The sequence below is a fragment of the Streptosporangium sp. NPDC023615 genome (assembly GCF_040640155.1).
Lineage (GTDB): Bacteria > Actinomycetota > Actinomycetes > Streptosporangiales > Streptosporangiaceae > Streptosporangium.
This window is the reverse complement of the sequence record NZ_JBFABE010000016.1, coordinates 22,701-43,757: the sequence shown is the minus strand read 5'-3', so window position 1 is coordinate 43,757 and position 21,057 is coordinate 22,701. Positions and strand designations below refer to the sequence as shown.

Sequence of the window (21,057 nt, the reverse complement as noted above, 5' to 3'; positions counted from 1 at the left end):
GCCCTATAACAAGTTCCATTTCGCGATATGTTAGTGCTGGCAGTCGTCTATCGTCACCAGGGATGCCAAAAAGTGACCGAAACAGGTTCTATGCCGGTTCACCGGAGGCCCACCGGCGGTGACGTGCGGGATCTCCCGGCGGTCGGCGGGCACCTGGACGCCATGGACGGCGTCCGCGCGGTCGCCTCCTTCGGCGTCCTGCTCTACCACGTGGCGAGCACGACCGGGGCCTCCCTGCGGGAGGGGTTCGTGCCCTCCCTGCTCTCCCGGGGTGACATCGGGGTGCCGATCTTCTTCCTGCTCTCCGGTTTCCTGCTCTACCGGCCGTGGGCACGCCGGACCGTGCGGGCCGACGCCACCCCCCCGGACACCGGGGACTACCTGTGGAAGCGGGCGCTGCGCATCCTGCCCGCGTACTGGCTGGTGCTCGCCGTGGCGTTGCCGCTCTGGTCCCGGCCGCAGGCCGCCGACCCGTGGAACTGGCTGCCGCTGGTGCTTCTGGTGCAGAACTACGTCCCCGATCCCTGGTGGGTGGGGACGAGCCCGCCGGGGCTCGGGCAGATGTGGAGCCTCTCGGTCGAGATGACCTTCTACCTCGCCCTGCCGCCGATCGCCGTGGCCCTGCACGCGCTGGCGCGGCGCGGCGCGGACCCGGTCGCCAGGGCCCGGCTGCTGCTCCGCGGCATCTGCGTGCTCGCCGCGGTCTCCCCGTTGTGGGCGGTCCTCAGCCACTTCCCGGTCCACCGCCCCGAGCTCGGTCTCTGGCTCCCCCGGTCGATGGTCTACTTCGCCACCGGGATGGGGCTGGCGGTCGTCTCGCTCTGGGTCCACGCCGAGCCCGACCCGGACGCGCCGGTGCGGCGCCTGACCCGGGGCGTCCGCGAGTCCTGGGTCACCTGCTGGATCATCGCCGCCCTGGTCTACGCGGTGGCGGCCAGCCCGATCGCGGGAGGCCGCCTGTTCGAGATGCAGGACCTGTGGACCGACCTGTTCGAGATGACCCTCTACACGGTGTTCGTCCTCGCCCTGCTCTCCCCCGTCACCCTGCAGCCCCCCGGGCCGTCGCCGATCAACGCGCTGCTGGGCAACCCGGTGATGCGCTATCTCGGCCGCATCTCCTACGGCGTCTTCCTGTGGCAGTTCGTGGTGATCGTGGGCTGGTACGAGCTGACCGGCCAGGAGTCCTTCAGCGGCGGCCTGCTCTCCACACTGGCGGTGTGCGTCACGCTGACCGTGCTGCTCGCCGATCTCAGCCACCGCCTGATCGAGGCCCCGGCCCTGCGCCTGCGCCGGTCGCGCCACCCTCGCTGACGCGGGTCCCGCCCTCGTCACCGTCCTCGCCCTCGGCGCCCTCGGCGCCCTCGGGGTCGCGTCCCGGGGGATCGCCTCCGGCGGGGACGGCGCGGAGGTGCAGGCGCAGGCCGGCCGCCAGCAGGACCACGCCCAGCAGCCCCGCGGCGAGCGGGATCACCCAGTTGACCAGCGTGGCGCGGCGGAGGAACTGCTCGGCCTCCCCGGCGTTCCAGCGCTCGTCCCCGGCGCTGGTGCGCAGGTCGGCGGCGAGCGCGACCAGACGCCCCCGCCCGTCCGGCGTGCGCAGGGTCCTGACCAGGTTCTCCCTGACCCCGATCACCATGCCGCTGGTCGGCTCCACCCAGAAGGTCCGGGTCCCGTCCAGGTACGCCTGGACGGGGAACTGCTCCGCGCCCGCCGCGGCGTTCACCGCCTCCCCCCGGCTCCCGGGGTTCTTCTGGCGTTTCGGGACGGCCGGTTCCCTCAGGCCCAGGACGGACCCGGGCAGCCGCATGGGCTGCTGGGCGTAGGGCTCGTTGACCAGGCGTTGCGCGTAGCGGTACACCCGCACGCCGTACAGGGTCTCGATCCCGTCGAAGCGGGCCGACACCGGCCGCCTGGCGAGCGGGTCGTAGACCGGGTAGGCGACCGGCCGGGCGTCGAAGGGCCAGCGGAAGAGCAGCCCGCGCGGGGCGGGGTCGGGGTTCTCGTCGACGTAGTCCTCGCAGCAGGGGAACGCCTGCGCCGTGCGCCGGTCGAAGGCCAGGCGCCGCTCGTGGTAGTCGACGCGCCTGCCGTCGCGGGTGGCGAGCGAGACGAACTCGGTCCAGACCGCGACGTCGGGCGTGGACCTGACCGGGTCGCCGTACCTGGCCACGGCCTGCTCCAGCGGGACGCCCCTGCGGACGCGCAGGGCGGCGGCGTCGAAGTAGGAGCCGGACTCGGTGCTCATCATGGTGATCCGGTCCTGCTCGGCGGGCAGCACGAGACCGCTGGGGTGGACGTAGAAGCGCACCAGCACGGCCAGCGTGATCAGGAAGGCCCCGGTCACCAGGACGAGCACGCCGCGCAGCCGCCGTCCGGTCGCCGTCTCGCCGCTCGCCGTCGGATCGGCCGTCGCCTTCGGGTCGCTCGCCGCCGGTCCCGTCATCGTCGCTCCACGAGCCGTGCCGGGACCGCCTCCGCGGGCGTCCGGAGCCAGGGGCGGGGCGGCGGGGGTACGCGCACCGCGGCGAACAGCAGGCCCAGCACCACCAGGCACAGGTACTGCGCCACGACCGTCCCGCTCTCCCCGCCGTACGCGAGGGCGAGACCGGCCGCGCCGAGCACCGCCACCACCGGGAACGGCGTCAGGAGGACCCTGCCGATCCGGTACGCCCGGCCGCCCGCGCTGTGCGCGGCCCCGGCCACGCCGCGCAGCCAGAGCGCGAGCGCCGCCACCGCGCCGGCGAGCGCGGCCCCGGCCCAGCCCTCGGTCACCAGGCCCAGCAGCGGGACCAGCGGCCAGAGCCAGGCCGCCCGCACCCGCGCGGCCGGTGCCGCGGCGAGCGTCGTCACCGCCGGACGCGACCGGGCCAGGGCGAGCGCCGCGACCAGCGCCACCAGCGCCCAGCCGACGATCAGCGCGGCCCGGTAGAGCCCGTCCGGGGCGTACGTCATCACCACGGTCCCGTCCCCGGGCGGCAGCAGCCACGCCTGCCGCCAGCCGTCGAGCCGGGCCGGCTCCAGCACGCGCCCGCCGAACGTGGCCCGCCAGCCGGCGTTGAAGTTCTCCCCGAGCGCCAGGTAGGAGGGCTCGGTCGTGGAGACCCGGACCCGCCGCTCCCCGGCGTCCCAGTGCTCGACCTCGGCCGGCCGCAGCACGGCCCGCGACGCGCCACCGGCGACGGTGGCGCCGCCGGTGGCGGCGGCCGTGCCGGTGGTACCGGTGCGGGTGGCGGTGGTACCGGTGTCGCCGGTGCCGCGCAGGACCATGGAGTCCACCCGGAAGCCCTGGGAGGGGGCGGCGCGCACCCGCAGCGTGCCGGCCTGCGTCCAGACCGCCTCGCAGGTGCGGTAGGGGACCGGGCGGCCGGCGAACAGGTCGCCCAGGGTTCCGCCTCGGATCTCGGTGGGCGTCTCGACCCCGTTGACGGTGAGCGTGGGGCCGAACCCGCAGGGCATCCTCACCGGCTGCGCCTCCAGGGCGGGCAGCGGCCGGACGCCGGGGATGCCCACGCCGAGCACCTCCATCCGCCAGGAGCCCAGCGCCGTGAAGGTGATCTCGACCCGGTCGGCCCTCATCGGCGCGAAGTCGATCCAGCCGTCCCGCGACGCCCAGGCGTACCTGACGGCGTCGCGGGTGGTGACGGTGATCCGTACCGGCGGCGCCCCCAGCCGGGTGTCGGGGAAGTCGACGCGCAGCCGGGACAGGGTCATGGTCCGGCCCAGCTCGGCGGTGAGGGTGGGCGCGAGGTCCGCCCGCCCGGCGTACCAGACGGTCCTGCGGTCGTCGTCGAACGCCGCGTACGCCCCGGTGGCCGGGATGTCGGCCGCGGTGGAGGAGGCGGTGACGCGGGGGAAGGCGCCGGGGGGCATCAGCACGTTCTCGGCCACCCGCTGGTCGGCGAGCACGGCCCTTCCCTCCAGCACGCGCCGTCCGGTGCCGACCGGGACCGACCGGTCGAAGGCGTAGCCGTCCTCTCCCACGAAGCGGAGCCGGTCGGCGCAGGCCCAGACGTAGGAGCCGAGCATGCAGCCGGGCGCGGCGTCGGTCCTGCTGGTGACGACCGTCCGTCCCGGATCCGGGGAGTCCACCGGGGAGTCCGTCGAGGAGGCCGACGAGTCCGAGGACGTCGACGAGGAGGAGGCCGACGAGGAGGACGAGGAGTCCGCCCGGGAGTCCGCCCGGGTCGCGGCGGGCACCACGAGGGTGCGGCCCGCCCGGACGCCGGGGATGGCGATCTCGGTGATGCCCACCCGCGGGTTGGGGTCGCGCAGGACGCCGGTCACCCGGATCCGGATCCGGGAGGTCTTCCCCGTCGGGACGTTGAGCCGTTCCCATATCGAGGTGAGGCCGAGCCGGGTGCGGACCCGGCCGGTGTCGGTCTCCACCATCACCTCCGAGACCGTCACCGCCTCGTCGGAGCGCTCGAACGCGGCCTGGATCGAGGGCACCGCGACCGGTTCGGCCAGCCGGACCTCCAGCCACTGCTCGACCGCCGGTTCCCAGCCGGTGGAGCGCCAGCCGGTGCGCAGGTCGTCGTCCAGCGCCGCGTACGGCTGCTGCCCGGCGTCGCGGGTGCCCGGGGTGGCCCCCAGCCTGGACTGCGAGGAGGAGGCGGTGACCGACTCGACGCCGGTGAGGACGGCCACGGTCCTGGGCTCGTCCCAGGCGGGGTCGACGAGGTCGTGGGAGGTGCCGCGCCCCTCGTAGGGCTCGTCCGGCGTCATCGTCTCGGTGTAGGGCCTGCGCAGGTCGCTCACGACCAGCTCGCGCCGGCGCATGGTGTCGGTGAGCACGGTGTCCCCGGGAGGGATCGCGTCCGCGCCGGGGTCGTCGCCGAGGATCACCGGGCGGTCGTCGGCGAGCACGCCCTCCTCGGCCATGGTCAGCAGCGCCTCGGGGGCGCCGGAGACCCGCAGCGGCCGGGCCGCCGGGACCGTGCCGACGACCGGGCTCGCCCCGGTCACCTCGTAGACCTCCAGGGACGCGTACGGCTGGTCGAGCCAGCCCCCCGCGGTCGAGGACTCCTCGTGGCCGACGGTGGGCCCGAAGCCGCGCACCCTCCTCAGCCCGGGAGAGCGGTCCAGCGCCTCGTGCACCCGGGCGGGCCAGGCGTCACCGAAGGCGACGCGGTCCAGGTCGTTGCGGACCAGCAGGTGGCGTACGCCCATCCGGCGCAGGGCCTGGGTCAGCCCCGCGGAGCCCTGCCCGTTGGCGAAGCGGTCGTCGATGGCCTTGACCAGGCGGTTCGACCCGGCCGTGCCCCAGGGCACGATCGTGTTGCTCACCCACCTGGCCTTCTTCAGCAGCGGCTGGAACGGCTCGTCCAGCGGGCGTCCCCAGGTGTACTCGCCGCGCCGCGCCCCCGGCAGGACCAGCACGGTGCCCTGGTCGGCCCGCTCGTCCAGCCAGGAGGCCGCCTGCCGCCAGTGCTCGGGGACGTCGTCGAACGCGCCGGCCGGGGCGATGCCGGCGGTCGCGACGGGCATCAGGGTCAGCCCGGCCAGGGCGGCGACGGCCACCGTCGCGGGGAGGCGGACGGCGGCCCTGGCCGCGCCCACGTGGGAGACCAGGGCGGCCAGGCCGAGCACCAGGGGGAGCCGCAGCAGCGCGTTGAACTTGTGCAGGTTGCGGAAGGGGGCGAGCGGGCCGTCCAGCAGCGCCCTGATCGGCTCGGCGAGCGGCCCGGCGTGGCCCGCGACGAGGATGATCACCCCGGCCAGGGCGGTCAGGATCAGGAAGGGCCGCTCGGGGGTGCGGGCGAGTGTGAGGCCGGCCAGTCCCAGCCCGGCCAGGAGCGCGGTGACCACGACGAGCCAGGGCACGGTGGCGTGCTCGTAGGCGGCGGGCAGGTAGGGGCGGCCGTCGACCGGCAGGAAGGCCACCCAGTGGTTCATGCCGCGCAGCACGTTGGTCAGCGACCCGACGACCGTGGTCGTCCACGCGTTCTCGGTGAAGGGCATGAACGAGAAGACGTAGCGGCCCAGCATCACCAGCGGGACGAGCCACCAGAACGACACCGCGGCGATCGCGCCGAGCCACCAGGCGATCAGCCGCCGCTTGCGCGGCCCCGGCCTCCGCGTCAGCAGGTAGATCATCGGTACGACGAGCACGGCCAGCTCGGCGGCGGCGTTGATGCCCCCGGCGAACAGGAAGACCAGGGCCGACAGGCAGGCGGCCCGGCGCGGGCTCGTCTCCCCCCTCGCGCCCCTGATCAGGAAGAGCAGCGTCCAGGGCAGCACGGCGCTGGGGGCGAACTCGACGGAGTTGAACCCCATCAGGGCCTGCGCGTGCGGGGCGAGCGCGTAGGCGAGGCCGGCCAGCACCCCGGCGAGCTGGCCGCCGATCCGCAGGGCCCGCGCCACCTGGGCGACGCCGACGAAGGCCGCGCACAGGATCAGCGTCACCCACAGGCGCTGGACCACCCAGGGCGGCATCCCCGAGTTGATCAGCAGGGTGTAGAAGGGGCCCATCGGGAAGATGTAGCCGTACGCCTGGTTCTGCAGGTGTCCCAGGTAGTCCTGGTCCCACATGTTCAGCGCCTGGGCCAGGAAGCCGATCGGGTTGACCGGCATGTCCAGCTTGGTCTCGGCGATGAGCCTGCCCGGCGCCATGTGGAAGGACACGACGGCGAGGAAGAGACACCCGGCCAGCAGCCTGAGCCTGCGCCGGAGCCCGGTGTCGGTGGCGCCGAACTCGGCGACGGGCGCCGACAGGCGGCCGATCCACGTCTCAGGGGTCACGGGCGCTTACGGCGGGTCGGTCTCACCCGAGGCGAGACAGAGATCGGATGCATGGAGGTGACGACCGTTTTTAAATAGTTCTGTGGTGATTAGTCCGGTCATCGTATCCCCGGTTCTCCCCCAGGTGAACTCGGCCGCCCACAGCCGGCACGCCTGCTGGATCTCCTCGCGCCGGACCGGGTCGGACAGCTCCGCCAGGGCGCGGTCCACCACGCCGGCCAGTTCCTCGCCGTCGGCGACCAGCCACCCGGTGACGCCGTGGCGCACCGAGTCGCGCAGTCCCGCCACGTCGTAGGCGACCGTGGGGACGCCGAGCGCGGCGGCCTCGATCACGGTCAGCCCCCACCCCTCGAACTCCGAGGCGGTGACGTTGAGCCGCGCGGCCCCCAGGACCGCGTTCTTGGCGCCCTCGGGCAGGAAGCCGTGCAGGTGGACGCGGTCCTGCACGCCCAGGGCCGCGGCGTGGGCGGCGAGCCGCTCCTGCTCGTGGCCGCGCCCGACGACGTGCACGTGCACGCCCGGCCAGGCGCCGGCGAGGTCGCGGGCGAGGTCGACCACCCGCTCGACGCGCTTGTGCCCGACCAGCCTGCCCAGGTAGACCACCGCGGGATCACCGGCCACCCCGCCGGGGTCGGCTACCGGGCGCGCCACCGGGCTGCCGTTCGGGATCACCTGGATGGGCGCGATCCAGCCCAGCCGCTCGCGCAGCTCGGCGCGGGAGGACTCCGAGACCGTGACGGTCGGGCGGCGCCGGTAGACCAGCCGGGCCACCGGCCCCTCGACGAAGCAGCCGATGCGGGCCAGCCAGCGCGGGAAGAAGGCGTAGAACTGACGGTCGTGCACGTGGTGCACCAGCGAGACGACCACCGTCCTTCGGCTCACCACCAGGGGCGCGAAGAAGGGGATGCCGTTCATGCAGTCGATCACGGCGTCGAAGCGCCTGCGCCGCAGCAGCATCCAGAGCGGGACCAGCAGGTAGACCAGGAACGGGTTGCCCATCCGCCGCAGCGCGATGCCGTCGCGCTCCTCGGCCGCGGTCTGCCCGGCCTCCCTGGAGGTGACGAACGTCACCTCGGCCCCCTGGCCGGCGAGGTGGCGGCTGACCTGCCAGGCGTACTCCTCGGCGCCCCCGGCGACGGACTGCGACGGCTCGCGGAAGTTCAGGACGGCGACGCGTACCCCGCGCAGGGACGGCCGCCCCGGCCTGGTCGCGGCCACCAGGCCCGCGGCCGGGGCGGGGGTGCGCGGGATCGCCCTGGCGCCCTGTCCTGCCACGAGCACTCCTCTCTGCGTACGGCACGCCGTGTCCTCCGTGCGGCGTGCGGGAACGGCGGCACCGGGCCGGTTCGCGCGCATGCCGAGGCCGGCCCCTGTCTCGTCGGGATGATCCGGGATGGACCCTCGCGCCGGGGACCCGGAGGATCAGGTGAGCGCCGGGACCGGTTGGCGACTCCGCCGGCCCCGGGCCGTCACCTGTTGCCGTAGTTGTACAGCGGCCTGTTGGGCGGCTCGGGGGTCGGCGCCGCGACGTTCACGACCGCCACCGAGGCTCCGACCGCCAGCACTGCCCCTACCGCCAGAGCGGCCAACACTCGCAACATCCGAGCTCTCCCTCCAACGCGTGGATCGTGCAGTCTGCCGAGAGTAGAACGTGATACAGGGCATCAGCCAGCAAATTGGTCAAAACGTGATAAACAAAGTTACCGTTGAGTAAATACCGAAATATTTGCATCTCAGGAGCTCAGAGGCGGAAGAGCAGGAGCTCCCGACCTGCGAAGACCAGCCGCGCGCCCGGCAACCTGGAACGGAACATGTTCTCGTTCGGCCGCTGGATCAGCACGTGGCTGACCCCCCGCTCGGTCAACGGACCGGTCAGGACGCCGGGTCGGGCGAGGATCGGGCCGATCTCCCGCGCCAGCGGGTCCTCACCCCCCAGGACGAGCGTGCGCCCCTCTCCGGTACCGTCCCCGAGGCCGACCGTCAGGCCGTCGTTCCACACCACCCGGCGGTGGAACGCCTTGACCGCCGGGTCCAGCACCACCCGCCCGCCGTTCCAGTCGAACGCCCGGTAGGCGCTCCACGGCAGCGTCAGCAGCGCCCCCGGCGCCGGGTCGGCGTCCACGATCGCCCGCACCCGCGCCCAGTCGGACGGGTAGTCGACCGCGGCCAGCCTGCCGAACGCCCCCAGGGCGAAGGTGGGCAGCACCAGCAGCGGCACCAGGACCATCCCCGGCCGGATCGCCGCGGGCAGCCGGCCCGCCACCGCGGCCAGGCCGACCGCCTGGAGCAGCGCGAAGGGAGCGAGGTAGAGCTGCCCGTCGCGCAGCGGCCCGAAGCCGGGCCAGAGTCCGACCAGCGCCTCCACCGCCCCCGGCAGGAAGGCCCCGGCGCAGCCCACCGCCAGCCCCGCCGCGGACGCCACCGCCAGGCCCCCCGCCCACCCACGTCCCCGGTCCGGTTCCCGGCCCCGGCCGGACCGCTGTTCCCGTCCCCGCTCCCGGCCCCGCTTCAGGACGAGCAGGGCGTATCCCCCCACCGCCGTCACGGTCACCGCGAGCCGGACCAGGGCCGACCACCAGGTCTCCTGACCGGGTACGACGGCACCGGCGTTCCACACGCCGCCCAGGGTGAGCAGGCTGCCGAGGGTCCCCAGCGGCCCGTCCGCCCGGGGGGCGAAGGCCCGCACCCCGGCCGGGTCGGTGACGGCGGCACTGCCCAGCGCCGGGACCAGCCACGGCAGGCTCAGCACGGCGGCGACCGGCAGGACCCGGGGCACGCGGCGGCCCGCCACCGGCACGACCGTCATCACCGAGACCAGCATCGCCTGGAAGCCCCCGGCCGCGGCGGGCAGCAGCGCCAGGATCACCGGGCCGGCCCGCCGTCCGGCCGCCGCGCGCACCGCCCACGGCAGTCCCGCGTACCCGAGCAGCAGGGCCCACTGGCCCAGCAGCAGCCGCTGGGCGAGGTAGACGTTCCAGGCGTAGAACACCGCGGCGACCAGCCGGGCGACCACGCGCCCCCCGCGCTCCCGGCCTTCTCCGTCGTCCCCGTGCTCCCCCTGCTCCCCGTGCTCCCCGTGCTCCCGGGGGACCAGGGCCGCCGCGCCCGTCGCGGCGAGCACGAAGACGCCCAGCAGGATCGCCTTCTGCACCACCTGGTCCGGCAGGACCGACGAGAGCAGCGCCACCACGGCGTCGCTTGGCACGGCACGCGGGAAGCCGCCGCCCTCGGGGAGGATCGGAGGGTCCGGTACGAACACCATGTCGTAGCGGAGCGCGAAGCCGGGGCCGAGCGCGGGCCAGAGCGCGAGCACCCCGAGCAGCAGTCCCGCCAGGGCGGGCAGCGCGTGAACGGCCGGGACCCGGCGCCACCGCCCCGCTCCGGGAGCGCGCACTACGGCGCGGCGGGACGGAAGAGCACCATGTTCACGTACTCCCGGCCGGGAACGAGCAGGCGGGAGATGAAGCTCCGCCGCACCTCGCCGACGGCCTCCTCCTGGTGGGCCGCCAGGTCGAAGCCGTCCAGCGGGCGCCACGAACCGCCGGTCAGGACGGAGCCGGTGTAGCCCCACTCCGCGAGCCGGTCGACGACCAGGCCGATGTCCTGGTGCCGGGTCTCCAGCTCGATCAGCAGGACGGGCCGGTCGCGGCGGACGGTCCGCTCGGCCCCGAGCAGCGCGGCCAGTTCGTGACCCTCCACGTCGATCTTCATGAACCGGACGTCCTTCAGGTCCAGCTCGTCGACGGTGACGGCCGGGACGTCCACCGGCACTCCCTCCCCGTGCACCACCGAGGCCGTGGCCTCGGCACCGCGCCCGCCCGCGGGAATCCAGAGCCGGGCCGTGCCGGAGCGGTCCGAGGCCGCCGCCGCGATCACCCGTACGTCGGGGAAGGTGCTCCGGAGCAGTGCCGCCAGGCGGGGGTTGGCCTCGATCGAGACCACCTCGGAGCCGAGCCGCCGCAGCGTGGCCGTCCACGGCCCGTACCAGACGCCCACGTCCACGGCGGTGCCGCCACGCGGGACGAACTCCTCGGCACGGGCCAGCTCGGCGTCCAGCCGGGGGTAGACCCGGCGGATCGCCGCGCCGAACCAGCGCGGCGGAACCGCGCCGGCCACGGCACTCCGGACGGCCACCCCTGGCCTGAACCGCATCGACATGCGCGAAGCCTAACCGAACGTCTCGGCGAGGTGTCCCCGCGCGCGCCCTCTGCTACTTGCCGGGCTCCGGGTCCCTGGGCAGGCCGAGCATGCGCTCGCCGATGATGTTGAGCTGCACCTCGGTGGTGCCGCCGTAGATCGTCATGGCCCGGGTGGCCAGCACGGCCCGGTTCCAGTAGCCGGCGTCGCCGAGCTTCATGTCGGCGGCGATGACGGCCGAGGAGCCGAGCAGCGAGACCGCGGTCTCCGAGACGTGCTGGGCGTGCGAGGTGGACAGCAGCTTGCGGACCGAGGCGTCGGCCCCGGGCTCGACGCCGGTGAGCTGCTTGAGCGTCACCCGCAGTCCCAGCGCCGCGATCGAGTGGCCCTCGCAGACGACCCGCGCCACCTCCTGCCGCTCGGCGGCGGTGAGCTCGCGGCCGAGCCGCCCGGCCAGCCCGAGCAGGTCGGGGACGGACGCGCCGGTGCCGCCCGAACCCGCGGAGAGCGACACCCGCTCGTTGGACAGGGTGTTCCTGGCGACCTTCCAGCCCTGGCCGATCTCGCCCACGACCAGGTCGTCGGGGACGAACACGTCGTCGAGGAAGACCTCGTTGAACAGGTTCTCGCCGGTCATCTCGGTCAGCGGCCTGACCGTGACGCCGGGCCCCTTCATGTCGACCAGGAAGTAGGTGATGCCCTCGTGCTTGGACCCCTCGGAGGAGTTGCGGGCGATGCAGATGCCCCACTCGGCGAAGTGCGCCACCGAGGTCCAGATCTTCTGGCCGTTGAGCCGCCAGCCTCCCTCGACCCGCTCGGCCTTCATCTGCACGTTCGCCAGGTCGGAGCCCGCGCCGGGCTCGGAGAAGAGCTGGCACCAGATCATCTCGCCGCTCAGCGTGGGCGGCAGGAAACGCTGCTGCTGCTCGGGGGTGCCGTACGTGGCGAGCGACGGCACCACCCAGGCGCCGATGATCATCTGGGGCAGCTTGACCCTGGCCGCCTTGAGTTCCTGGATGATGAGGACCTGCTCCAGCGGCTTGGCGTCGCGGCCCCACGGCCTGGGCAGGTGCGGCATGACGTACCCGGCCGAGGCCAGCGCCTGCTTCTGCTCCTTGCCCTCCAGGGCGGCGAACCCGGCGACCTCGGCCCGGATGCCCTCGCGGAGCTCGGCGGCCTCCTCGGGCAGCTCGACCTCCAGCTCCCGGCTCACGCCGTTCAGCGCCAGCTCGGCGACCGTCTCGGCCCACTCGCCCGAGGAGCCGAGCAGCGCGCGCAGGGTCAGCGCCCGGCGGTAGTACAGGTGGGCGTCGTGCTCGTAGGTGTAGCCGATGCCGCCGAAGATCTGGACGGCGTCCTTGGCGCACTGCACGGCCGCGTCGGGCGCGACCACGCCCGCGATCGCGGTGGCGTAGGCCAGCTCGTCGGCCGTGACGTGGTCGCCGGAGCCCGTTCCCGCGGCGGCGCGGGCGGCGTCCCACACGGTGGCGCGGGCCTGCTCCAGGGCGACGAGCATCCGGGCGGCCTTGTGCTTGACGCCCTGGAACTGCCCGATCGGGCGGCCGAACTGCACGCGGACCTTGGCGTACTCGGCGGCGGCGGTCACGCACCACGAGGCCACGCCCGCGGCCTCGGCGCCGAGCAGGATCGCGGCCAGGTTGAGGACCCCCGGGCCCTGCAACCCGTCCAGAACCCGGCCCGCCGGTACGACGACCCCCTCCAGCTCGACCTTGGCCACGCCGCGGGTGACGTCCAGCGCCCTGACCGGGGTCACGGTCGCCGCGGAGGCGTCCACCGCGACCCACTCCTCGCCGCGGTCGGTGCTCACCGGGAGCACCAGGACGTCGGCCAGGGCGCCGCCCAGGACGAGCTCGGCGGAGCCGCCGACCGTCAGGGCGCCGTCCTCGCCACGGGTGCCGGTGATCGAGGCGGACAGCGCGACCGCGCCGGTCAGCGTGCCGTCGGCGAGGCCGGGCAGCAGCTCGGCATGGGCCTTGCCGTCGGAGGCGAGGATCGCGGCGCTGGCGAGCACCGTGGGGACGTAGGGCCCGGGGGCGACCCGCTCGCCGAGGGCCTCCACCGCGACGGCGGTCTCCAGCAGGCCGTAGCCGCTGCCGCCGTGCTCCTCGGGGATGTGCAGGCCGAGCAGGCCCTGGTCGGCCAGCCCCGGCCAGAAGCCCGGACGCTCCTCCCCCTCCGCCGCGACGGCGGCGCGCACGACCTCGGACGGGATGTTGCGCTCCGCCCACCCGCTCACCGACTCCCGGAGCGCCTCGTGCTCCTCGCTCAACCCGATCGCCATGACAGCCTCCAGACGCGATTCAATGACAGAACCATATTCTAGAAGGTGCTTCCATCACAACGCGCCCGTCCCGGACGCCGGACCCCGGGCACCGGGCACCGGGCACCGGAAGGCGGGCGCGAGGCGGCCACCGCCGCAGGAGAGGCCGGGCGGGGAACGCCCGCGGATCTCCCTCCTCGCGCAGGAAGGCCCACCGGAGTGCCCGGAAGCGGACGAAGGCGGCTCGATGGCCGTCAGAGGGCGCCGGAACGCGGCCGAGGGGCGCCTGAAGGGCCCCGGAACGGGGCGAGGCCACGTGGAGGGCGCCGGAAGGACGGCGGCGTCAGAGGGCGCGGGCGCCGGCCACGAGGGGGGCGATGTCCGCCCAGAGCCACTTGCGCGTGTCCGGCACGGTCACGAACAGCATCGACGGCTTCCGGCGCCCCACGTCGACCACCGCGAGCGCGGCATGGGAGACGTGCTTCTTCCCCTTGACCCGGTAGGACACCTGGTAGCCGAGCACCCATCCCCTGCCGTTCGCCGGACGCTGCGAGCCGGTCCACGCGATCTTGCTGCCCACCGGGTGGTGGTTGCGGATCGTCCAGCGCACCGCGCTCAGGGCGGCCTTGCGGTAGTCGGCGTCACCGTTGAGGGCCTTGGCGGGCGTGGCACCCGGAAGCGGGGCGGAGCCGATCAGGGTGCGCGGCAGCCTGGCCCCGCCCACCTGCTGACCGGCGGAGAAGGACGGGACGGTCCTGGACGTCCACGGACCGCCCAGGCTGGGGTAGGTCAGCGCGGACCTGGTGTCGGTCACCGCCCCGAGCACCGCGCTGGGCCTTCCCGGCAGCACCTTCAGGGCGGTCGCGCCGGGCAGCGCGGGCAGCGTGATCGGGGGCGCCGTCGGCGAGGCCTTGGCGCCGGGCGCCGCGGCGCGGCTGACGCCCGCCGGACCGGAGGGGTCGGAGGGCTCGTCGCCGGAGAAGAGAACGAAGATCAGGACGACGACGAGACCCGTGACGACGGCCGCCCCCAGGCTGTAGGCCACCCGGATCGGGATGTCGCCGATGCGCATCAGCAGGCCGCCGGACCGCTTGCCCCCGCCGGGCCGCCGCGTCCCGGCGGCGCCCGGCACGCCCGGGGCCCCGGGCCTTCCCGGCGCACCGGCGCCGCCGTACGTGCCGGTGCCGTTCCGCGCGCCCGGCTCGCCGAACATCGCGGGCCGCTCCGCGGCGCCGGGCCATCCCGTCGCGGTGCCCGACACGGTGACCGACGCCGTGCCCGACGCCGTGCCCGACGCCGTGCCCGACGCGGTGACCGACCTCGCGCCCGGACGGTCGGGGCGCCAGGGACCGGCGGAGCCGCCCACCTGCCTGACCGGGATCGTGCCGAGACCACCGGACTCGCGTACCCGGCCGGCGTTCTCGTCCGGCCGGTCGGGCTCGTCCGGCCCACCCGGCCCATCAGGCTCGCCGGGCCCGTCGGGCTCGCCGGGCTCGTCGGGCTCGTCGGGACGGTCGCCGGAGGTCGCGTCCGACCGGCCGGAGGCGGGACGGGCGGGACCGGAGCGGTCGGAGCCCGGACGGTCGGAGTACGGGGGGAACGATCCAGGGATCTTGGGCCTGGAGACCAGTGCGGTCTCCTCGCCGTCCCCGATGGGGAACCTCCGGGGAACCCGCGGACTGATGATCGAACCGTCTTCGGCGGGGATGGCGGGTATGGGCGCCGTCGGCGCATCATAGGAGGGAACGTACCGCTCGTTAGAGCGCCCGGAGGAGTTGCCGCCGACGTCCGCCATACGCGTCAGGTTATGTCACCGGTGAAAGATTCAGCGCATCGGCGTTTATTACGCTTCGGCCACGGGCTGTGCATCAGCCCAGGTGATCGCCCTTCCCCTTCCATCAACAGAATGTCGTTCTGTAAGGTCGCCGCCATGAGGGGCTTCTACGAGATCGCGAACGCCGACCCCGGACGCACCGCCGTCGTCGCGGACGTCACCCTGACCTACGGCGAGCTGCGCGAGAGGGTCGACCGGGTGTCGCACGGCCTTCTGGAGCGCGGCACCCGACCCGGCGACACCGTCGTGACGGTCCTGCCCAACGGCGTCGACGCGATCACGATGATGCTGGCCACGTACCAGATCGGCGCCTATCACGTCCCGGTCAACTGGCACTACACCGCCGAGGAGATCGGCTACATCGTCGCCGACTGCGCTGCGCGGACGGTGGTGAGCTCCGAACGGTACGGCCACACGGTGCCGGGCGGGTTCGTCGAGACCTCCGCCCTCGCCGAGGGGCGGCCGGCCGGCCCGCCCGAGGGGCGCCGGGCCGGGTCGATGATGCTCTACACCTCCGGCACCACGGGCAGGCCCAAGGGGGTGCGGCGGCGGCTGCTGGAGTTGAGCCCCGAGGAACTCCACCCGATCCTGATGCGCAAGAGCTGGCGGCACTTCGGGCTGCCCTCCGAGGGCGTCCACCTGCTGCTGTCGCAGCTCTACCACTCGGCCCCGTACGGGCAGGCGATGATGGCCCTGCAGTTCGGCCACACCGTCGTGGTGACCGAGCGGTTCGACGCCGAGGAGACCCTGGAGCTGATCGAGCGGCACCGGGTGACCAACGCGTTCATGGTGCCGACCATGTTCCACCGGCTGCTGGCCCTGCCCGCGTCGACCAGGTCGAAGTACGACCTGTCGTCCCTGACGCACCTGTACCACGGTGCCGCGCCCTGCCCGCCCGCCACCAAGCGGGCGATGATCGACTGGCTCGGCCCGGTGCTGTGGGAGTACTACGGCTCGACCGAGGCCGCCGTGGCCACCATGGTCTCCTCGGCCGAGTGGCTGGAGCGGCCCGGCACGGTCGGCCGGGCGGTCGACGGCCTGGAGTTCACGATCGTCGGCGACGACGGTGCCGCGCTCCCGCCCGGCGAGCCCGGCATGGTGTACATCGGCGGCATCAACCGTTTCGAGTACCACCGCGACCCGTCCAAGACCGCCTCGGCGATGCTCGGCCGCCTCTACACGCCCGGCGACATCGGCTACCTGGACGAGGACGGCTACCTGTTCCTCTGCGACCGGCGCACCGACCTGATCATCTCCGGCGGGGTCAACATCTACCCGGCCGAGGTCGAGGCGGTGCTCCAGGAGCACCCCTCGGTGGCGGACGTGGCCGTGATCGGCGTGCCGGACCCCGAGTGGGGGCAGCGCGTCGTCGCCCTGATCCAGCCCGCGCCCGGGATCACGCCGGGTGAGGAGCTCACCGGCGAGCTGCTGGCCCACTGCGCGCCTCGGCTGGCCCGCCTCAAGCACCCCCGGGTGATCGAGTACCGGGACACGCTGCCCCGCACCCCCACGGGCAAGCTCAGCCGCAGCACCCTCCGGGAGAAGTATCTTCCAGCCTGAGCTGGGGATATACCCCTGTATGGGGGCATCGCAGACAAGCGTCGCACTACTGGCGGCGACCACGGTCGCACTCGCGGGCTGCGGCCATGAGGGGGGCGGGCGGCCCGTCGGAATGGCCGCCTCCCCCGGCTCCTCGGCACCGGTCTCCCCCGGCGCCCCGACCGGGAACTCCTCCCCGGAGCCGCCGGGAGCCTCGCCCGGCTCGCCCGCGCCGCCCCCGTCCGGGACGCCGCCCGAGAGCGGCCCGGGCAGCCTGGAGAACGCCTACGAGCAGACCATCACCACGGTGATGCCGTCGATCGTGCAGATCACCACCGGCGACGACCTGGGCTCCGGGGTCGTCTACGACACCATGGGGCACATCATCACCAACGCCCACGTGGTCGGGTCCTCCCGCCGTTTCGAGGTCACGCTGGCCACCGGGGGCACCGCGCGGACGGCCAGGCTGGTCGCCACCTTCGAGCTGGGCGACCTGGCCGTGATCAAGGTGGACGACCCCGCCGGGCTCAGGCCCGCCGTCTTCGGCGACTCCTCGCGGCTGCGCGTCGGCCAGGTCGTGATGGCCATGGGCAACCCGCTGGGCCTGTCCGGCAGCGTCACCGAGGGGATCATCTCGGCGCTGGGCCGCACGGTCAACGAGCCCCCGATCGACGGCAAGCCCGGGGCCACGATCAGCGGGGCCATCCAGACCTCCGCCCCGATCAACCCGGGCAACAGCGGCGGCGCGCTGGTCAACCTGTCGGGCGAGGTGATCGGCGTGCCGACGCTCACCGCCGTCAACCCCGAGCTCGACAACGCCCAGGCGCCCGGCATCGGGTTCGCGATCCCGTCCAACACGGTCAAGGACATCGCCTCCCAGATCGTCAAGGAGGGCCGGGTCACCAACACCCGCCGGGCGACGCTCGGAGCCGTCGTACGGACCGTGATCGACATGAACGGGCAGCCCGCCGGGGTCGGCATCGTGCGCGTGCTGAGGAACAGCGGCGCCGAACGGGCCGGCCTCAAGGCCGGGGACCTGATCGTCTCGATCGACGGCAGGCCCACCCCGGCCTCCCAGGACCTGTCGACCGTCCTGGCCACCCTGCGGCCCGGAGAGGACGCGAAGGTCGAGGTCCTGCGCCCCGACGGGGAGCGGACCACCGTCGCCGTCCCCCTGGAGGAACTCGCCGGCGGCTGAGGCCCTCCGAAACGGCGACGCGCCGGCGGGACCCTTCGACGACGCGCCGGCGGGGCCTCGAGCGCTTCGGCGGAGCCCCGGCGGGGCCAGGTCCCGGAAAGGGTCAGTAGGGCAGGAGCCGGTCGGTGAAGGTCTTGGACACGAAGGGTGCCTTGAACTTGGGGAAGGCGACCGTCTGGGCGTCGCCGTCGGAGGTGTAGCGCTCGTCGGCGTTCGCCTTCAGCCAGTCGAGCCATGCGGTGGAGCAGAACTTGGCGCAGTCGCCCTTCTTGTCCATCGAGCGGATGCGCGGGATTCCGAGCGGGTCGAACTTCTTGTTGAACGGCGACAGCGCGGGCGTGTACCCGGCGAGGAAGACGCCGCCGTAGTCGTAGGAGACGTCACCGGCCGCCCCCTTCTGGCCCCACTCCTTGCCGTCGGGCTGGTTGCCGTACGGCAGCGCCAGCGTCGAGGGGGGCGTCTTGATCAGGTCGGTGATGAGCCGGTGGCCCGCCGCCACCTCCTCGTACACCCGCTTCTTCGCCTTGCCGCCCAGGTTGAGGTGGTCGCGGGTGTGGTTGCCCACGTCGAAGCCCTGCTGGGTGAGCCAGAGGAGCATCTGCGCCCCCTCCTCGGGGGTCGCCTTGCCGAACATGTCGCGCGTGACGTAGAACGTCCCGACCGCGCGGAACCCGGGGTGTTTCCTGGCCACGTCCTGCAGGATCGCCACGGCGGTGTTCGGCATGGGGACGCCCATCCCGTCCAGCTCGAACTGCGTGGGCGAGGAGTCGTCGAAGGTGAGGACGACGGGGTGCTTGCCCGCCGGGATGTCGATGCGCCCGGAGACGAACTCGGCCGCCGTGACCGGCACGTAGTCCTCCCTGGCCAGCCGCTCCAGCTCGGCGCGGAACTGCGCGGGGGTGCGGTCGTCCTGGGTGGTGGGCTTGTCGACCACCCGGTGGTACATGAGCACGGGCACCTGGCCCAGCTCGTTGGCCTTGACCTTGGCGGCCGCCGCCGCCTTCGCCTTCAGGGCGTCCGCCCGCGTCGCCCCGGCGGCCGACGCGTTGGACGAGGCCTCCACCTGAGCCTTGCGCGCGTCCCCCTCGTCCGGCCCCGACGAGCATCCGGCCAGCACCGTCCCGGCCGCGACGACCACCACACCGGCCCTGCCCATTCCACAACGGCCCATCGAATCCTCCAAGCGCACCGACGATACGCTTGTCATCCCCTCTGACCTGGGGTTCTCCCTCCCGGAGCGGCAAAGCTTCGCGCTACGGCTCCCCTCGGCGGCACGGGATCAAGGCCCGCGCCCCGAACCACCGGCCTCGGCGAACGAGCCAGGTCAGGCCTCTCCCGCACCTCGGAGCAGTTCGGCCTTCACCACGCCCTCGACCGCGTGACAGAGCTTGACGTCCGTCGTGAGCAGGGGGATTCCACGGTCGAGTGCCAACTGGGCGAAGACGGCGTCGTACATGCGCAGTGTCAGCCGTACGGCCAACCCGGCAGCCCGCTCCAAGTGGTCGGCACCGACCGGATGAACCGTCACACCGAGATCATCGATGACACGTACGGCCGTCGCGAACTCCTCCGCCGTCAGGCGCCCACCAGAAGGCCCTTCTTCCGGAGTACTCCGGCCACCTCGATCCGGGCGAAGTCCGCTGTTTCCAACATGACGAGATCGTCCAGGAAAGCCTCCTGAACCTCGCGGGCATGCTCGAACCCGGGCTGATCAACGAACCACCGAAGGAAGACGCCGGTGTCGACGATGTAGGCGTCAGCCACGCGACTCGTCTCGGAGCAGGTCCAACTCCTCGTCCACCCCTGTCACCCCTCGCATCCGGCCGCGGATGCCTTCCAGTGCCACTGCGGCCTTCTCACGCCGACGTGCCGACGAGACGTTGTCCCTGACGAGCGCGAGAACCGGCAACACCCGGCTTTCCGGCAACTCGTCCACCAGCAGATGGAGTTCCTCACGCATCGCGCCCATAACCGCAGTGTACGACCCTGTCACGGCCGGACACGGGGCTACCGTCAACGAGTCGAGAGCGACTCGCGCGGCCGGAAAGGACGAGGCCCATACCCGATCGGCAAGAGACACCGGGGTTCGTGGGCCATGGGTTACATGTATGCCGCTCCACGCCTGCCTGCCTACCTCGGAAGATCTTCGAAGACCATCACCGAGCCGCAGAGGCCCGTCTGACGCTCAGCGACACGCTGGCGCACGCCCCTCGGCACGGGACGGGAGGGAGGGAGCGGGCCGGGTGGGCTCGGTCATTCCCGAGTGACGAAGGTGACCAAAATGGAAGAATTCATTCCGTAAGGGAATCTCACTCGATGAACACGACGGAGGTGAGGGAACCTTTCCGTTATTTCGGCAATGTTGCAGGAAGCGTATGTTCCTGACCATTATTCAACAATCGCATCACATTACCGTTGACGACCTTGCGTTTGGCGCTTACGTTCCGGGAATCCGCGCGGCATCGTGAGGGGGACAGATGACGGAGCGCCTGAGGAAACCCGGTCTTCTCGGGGAGCTGGCGGCCGAGTTCGCCGGCACCCTGATCCTCATCCTGTTCGGGGCGGGCGTGGTGGCCCAGGTCGCCGCGGCCGAGATCGGCGACCACGACAGCATCGCCTGGGCCTGGGGGCTCGGCGTGACACTCGGCGTCTACGTCGCGGCCCGCACCAGCGGCGCGCACCTCAACCCCGCCGTCACCCTCGCGCTGGCCGTCTTCAAGGGCTTCTCCTGGCGCAAGGTGCTGCCGTACGCGCTGGCGCAGACCCTGGGCGCGTTCGTGGCGGCGCTCATCGTCCGCTTCAACTACACCGAGGTGCTCCACAAGGCCGACCCCGGGCTCACCATCAAGACCCAGGGGGTCTTCTCCACCCTCCCGGGCAACGGCACCCTGCCCATCGGCACCTGGGGCGCCTTCCGCGACCAGATCATCGGCACCGCGATCCTGCTCCTGCTCATCCTGGCCGTCTCCGACGCGCGCAACACCGCGCCGGTGGCCAACCTGGCGCCGTTCGTCGTCGGCCTGATCGTCGTGGCCATCGGCATGGCGTGGGGCACCAACGCCGGCTACGCCATCAACCCCGCCCGGGACTTCGGCCCGCGGCTCGCGTCGTTCCTCACCGGGTACGAGACCGCCTGGCAGGATCAGTACGGTCAGCTCTACTTCTGGGTGCCCATCGTGGCCCCCCTCATCGGCGGCGTGCTCGGGGCGTTCCTCTACCAGACACTGGTGGCCAGGTTCCTTCCCCCCGAGGAGGCCGAGCTCGAGGTGGGACGGATGCCGTCCGACGAGGCGCGTTGACGCCGCCCGGACGGGCGCGGGACACGGG

16 protein-coding genes are annotated in these 21,057 nt (G+C 73.1%); 4 read left to right on the top strand and 12 right to left on the bottom strand.

Translation table 11 applies throughout. The features are described from left to right. Positions 1-90: 90 nt before the first annotated feature. A complete protein-coding gene (locus tag AB0G16_RS14915) occupies positions 91-1,311 on the top strand; it encodes an acyltransferase (RefSeq protein WP_362804362.1) in 1,221 nt (406 codons plus the stop codon). On the opposite strand, the gene AB0G16_RS14910 is transcribed toward AB0G16_RS14915, so the two are convergent. The 8 genes from AB0G16_RS14910 to AB0G16_RS14875 all read right to left on the bottom strand — a co-directional run bounded on the left by AB0G16_RS14910 (position 1,250) and on the right by AB0G16_RS14875 (position 14,954). After that, positions 1,250-2,443 (bottom strand): DUF3068 domain-containing protein, encoded by a 1,194-nt coding sequence (locus AB0G16_RS14910; protein ID WP_362804359.1) that lies wholly within the window; start codon positions 2,441-2,443, stop codon positions 1,250-1,252. The genes AB0G16_RS14915 and AB0G16_RS14910 overlap by 62 nt on opposite strands. Beyond that, entirely contained in the window at positions 2,440-6,741 is a 4,302-nt protein-coding gene (locus AB0G16_RS14905) for an alpha-(1->3)-arabinofuranosyltransferase family protein (protein ID WP_362804356.1), read from the bottom strand. The genes AB0G16_RS14910 and AB0G16_RS14905 overlap by 4 nt, the downstream gene beginning before the upstream one ends. A 6-nt stretch (positions 6,742-6,747) precedes the next feature. Further along, on the bottom strand, positions 6,748-7,992 hold the full coding sequence (locus AB0G16_RS14900; protein ID WP_362804569.1) for a glycosyltransferase family 4 protein: 1,245 nt from the start codon (positions 7,990-7,992) through the stop codon (positions 6,748-6,750). Between the two features lie 218 nt (positions 7,993-8,210). Beyond that, positions 8,211-8,342 (bottom strand): hypothetical protein, encoded by a 132-nt coding sequence (locus AB0G16_RS14895; RefSeq protein WP_362804353.1) that lies wholly within the window; start codon positions 8,340-8,342, stop codon positions 8,211-8,213. A gap of 140 nt (positions 8,343-8,482) precedes the next feature. Then, positions 8,483-10,135, bottom strand: coding sequence for a hypothetical protein (locus AB0G16_RS14890; RefSeq protein ID WP_362804350.1), 1,653 nt, complete (start codon positions 10,133-10,135; stop codon positions 8,483-8,485). Then, a complete protein-coding gene (locus AB0G16_RS14885; RefSeq protein WP_362804347.1) occupies positions 10,135-10,899 on the bottom strand; it encodes an FkbM family methyltransferase in 765 nt (254 codons plus the stop codon). Before AB0G16_RS14885 ends, AB0G16_RS14890 begins: the two co-directional genes overlap by 1 nt. A gap of 52 nt (positions 10,900-10,951) precedes the next feature. Next, on the bottom strand, positions 10,952-13,180 hold the full coding sequence (locus AB0G16_RS14880) for an acyl-CoA dehydrogenase (RefSeq protein ID WP_362804344.1): 2,229 nt from the start codon (positions 13,178-13,180) through the stop codon (positions 10,952-10,954). A gap of 322 nt (positions 13,181-13,502) precedes the next feature. Further along, positions 13,503-14,954, bottom strand: a complete 1,452-nt coding sequence (locus tag AB0G16_RS14875) for a hypothetical protein (RefSeq protein WP_362804341.1) — start codon at positions 14,952-14,954, stop codon at positions 13,503-13,505. Between the two features lie 111 nt (positions 14,955-15,065). On the opposite strand from AB0G16_RS14875, the gene AB0G16_RS14870 reads away from it, so the two are divergent. Together AB0G16_RS14870 and AB0G16_RS14865 are read left to right on the top strand one after the other, a co-directional pair. Further along, on the top strand, positions 15,066-16,553 hold the full coding sequence (locus AB0G16_RS14870) for an AMP-binding protein (RefSeq protein ID WP_362804338.1): 1,488 nt from the start codon (positions 15,066-15,068) through the stop codon (positions 16,551-16,553). Positions 16,554-16,665: 112 nt separating this feature from the next. Next, positions 16,666-17,730, top strand: a complete 1,065-nt coding sequence (locus AB0G16_RS14865) for a trypsin-like peptidase domain-containing protein (RefSeq protein ID WP_362804335.1) — start codon at positions 16,666-16,668, stop codon at positions 17,728-17,730. Between the two features lie 103 nt (positions 17,731-17,833). On the opposite strand, the gene AB0G16_RS14860 is transcribed toward AB0G16_RS14865, so the two are convergent. From AB0G16_RS14860 to AB0G16_RS14845, 4 genes are all read right to left on the bottom strand, one after another. Next, positions 17,834-18,901 (bottom strand): polysaccharide deacetylase family protein, encoded by a 1,068-nt coding sequence (locus AB0G16_RS14860; protein WP_362804332.1) that lies wholly within the window; start codon positions 18,899-18,901, stop codon positions 17,834-17,836. A 153-nt stretch (positions 18,902-19,054) separates the two neighbouring features. Next, complete coding sequence (locus tag AB0G16_RS14855) at positions 19,055-19,273, bottom strand: PIN domain-containing protein (RefSeq protein ID WP_362804565.1); 219 nt, start codon at positions 19,271-19,273, stop codon at positions 19,055-19,057. A gap of 32 nt (positions 19,274-19,305) precedes the next feature. Further along, complete coding sequence (locus AB0G16_RS14850) at positions 19,306-19,494, bottom strand: hypothetical protein (protein ID WP_362804329.1); 189 nt, start codon at positions 19,492-19,494, stop codon at positions 19,306-19,308. Then, positions 19,487-19,699 carry a hypothetical protein gene (locus tag AB0G16_RS14845; protein ID WP_362804326.1) on the bottom strand — a complete coding sequence of 71 codons (213 nt, stop codon included), beginning with the start codon at positions 19,697-19,699 and terminating at the stop codon, positions 19,487-19,489. The genes AB0G16_RS14850 and AB0G16_RS14845 overlap by 8 nt, the downstream gene beginning before the upstream one ends. 508 nt (positions 19,700-20,207) lie before the next feature. On the opposite strand from AB0G16_RS14845, the gene AB0G16_RS14840 reads away from it, so the two are divergent. Then, complete coding sequence (locus AB0G16_RS14840) at positions 20,208-21,029, top strand: MIP/aquaporin family protein (protein WP_362804323.1); 822 nt, start codon at positions 20,208-20,210, stop codon at positions 21,027-21,029. Positions 21,030-21,057: the final 28 nt, after the last annotated feature.

Bases quoted from the DNA above. Each gene is read 5' to 3' on its own strand.
- AB0G16_RS14915 (WP_362804362.1), top strand. From the start codon at position 91: ATGCCGGTTCACCGGAGGCCCACCGGCGGTGACGTGCGGGATCTCCCG.
- AB0G16_RS14910 (WP_362804359.1), bottom strand. From the start codon at position 2,443: ATGACGGGACCGGCGGCGAGCGACCCGAAGGCGACGGCCGATCCGACG.
- AB0G16_RS14895 (WP_362804353.1), bottom strand. From the start codon at position 8,342: ATGTTGCGAGTGTTGGCCGCTCTGGCGGTAGGGGCAGTGCTGGCGGTC.
- AB0G16_RS14885 (WP_362804347.1), bottom strand. From the start codon at position 10,899: ATGTCGATGCGGTTCAGGCCAGGGGTGGCCGTCCGGAGTGCCGTGGCC.
- AB0G16_RS14880 (WP_362804344.1), bottom strand. From the start codon at position 13,180: ATGGCGATCGGGTTGAGCGAGGAGCACGAGGCGCTCCGGGAGTCGGTG.
- AB0G16_RS14875 (WP_362804341.1), bottom strand. From the start codon at position 14,954: ATGGCGGACGTCGGCGGCAACTCCTCCGGGCGCTCTAACGAGCGGTAC.
- AB0G16_RS14870 (WP_362804338.1), top strand. From the start codon at position 15,066: ATGTCGTTCTGTAAGGTCGCCGCCATGAGGGGCTTCTACGAGATCGCG.
- AB0G16_RS14865 (WP_362804335.1), top strand. From the start codon at position 16,666: ATGGCCGCCTCCCCCGGCTCCTCGGCACCGGTCTCCCCCGGCGCCCCG.
- AB0G16_RS14860 (WP_362804332.1), bottom strand. From the start codon at position 18,901: ATGGGCCGTTGTGGAATGGGCAGGGCCGGTGTGGTGGTCGTCGCGGCC.
- AB0G16_RS14845 (WP_362804326.1), bottom strand. From the start codon at position 19,699: ATGGGCGCGATGCGTGAGGAACTCCATCTGCTGGTGGACGAGTTGCCG.
- AB0G16_RS14840 (WP_362804323.1), top strand. From the start codon at position 20,208: ATGACGGAGCGCCTGAGGAAACCCGGTCTTCTCGGGGAGCTGGCGGCC.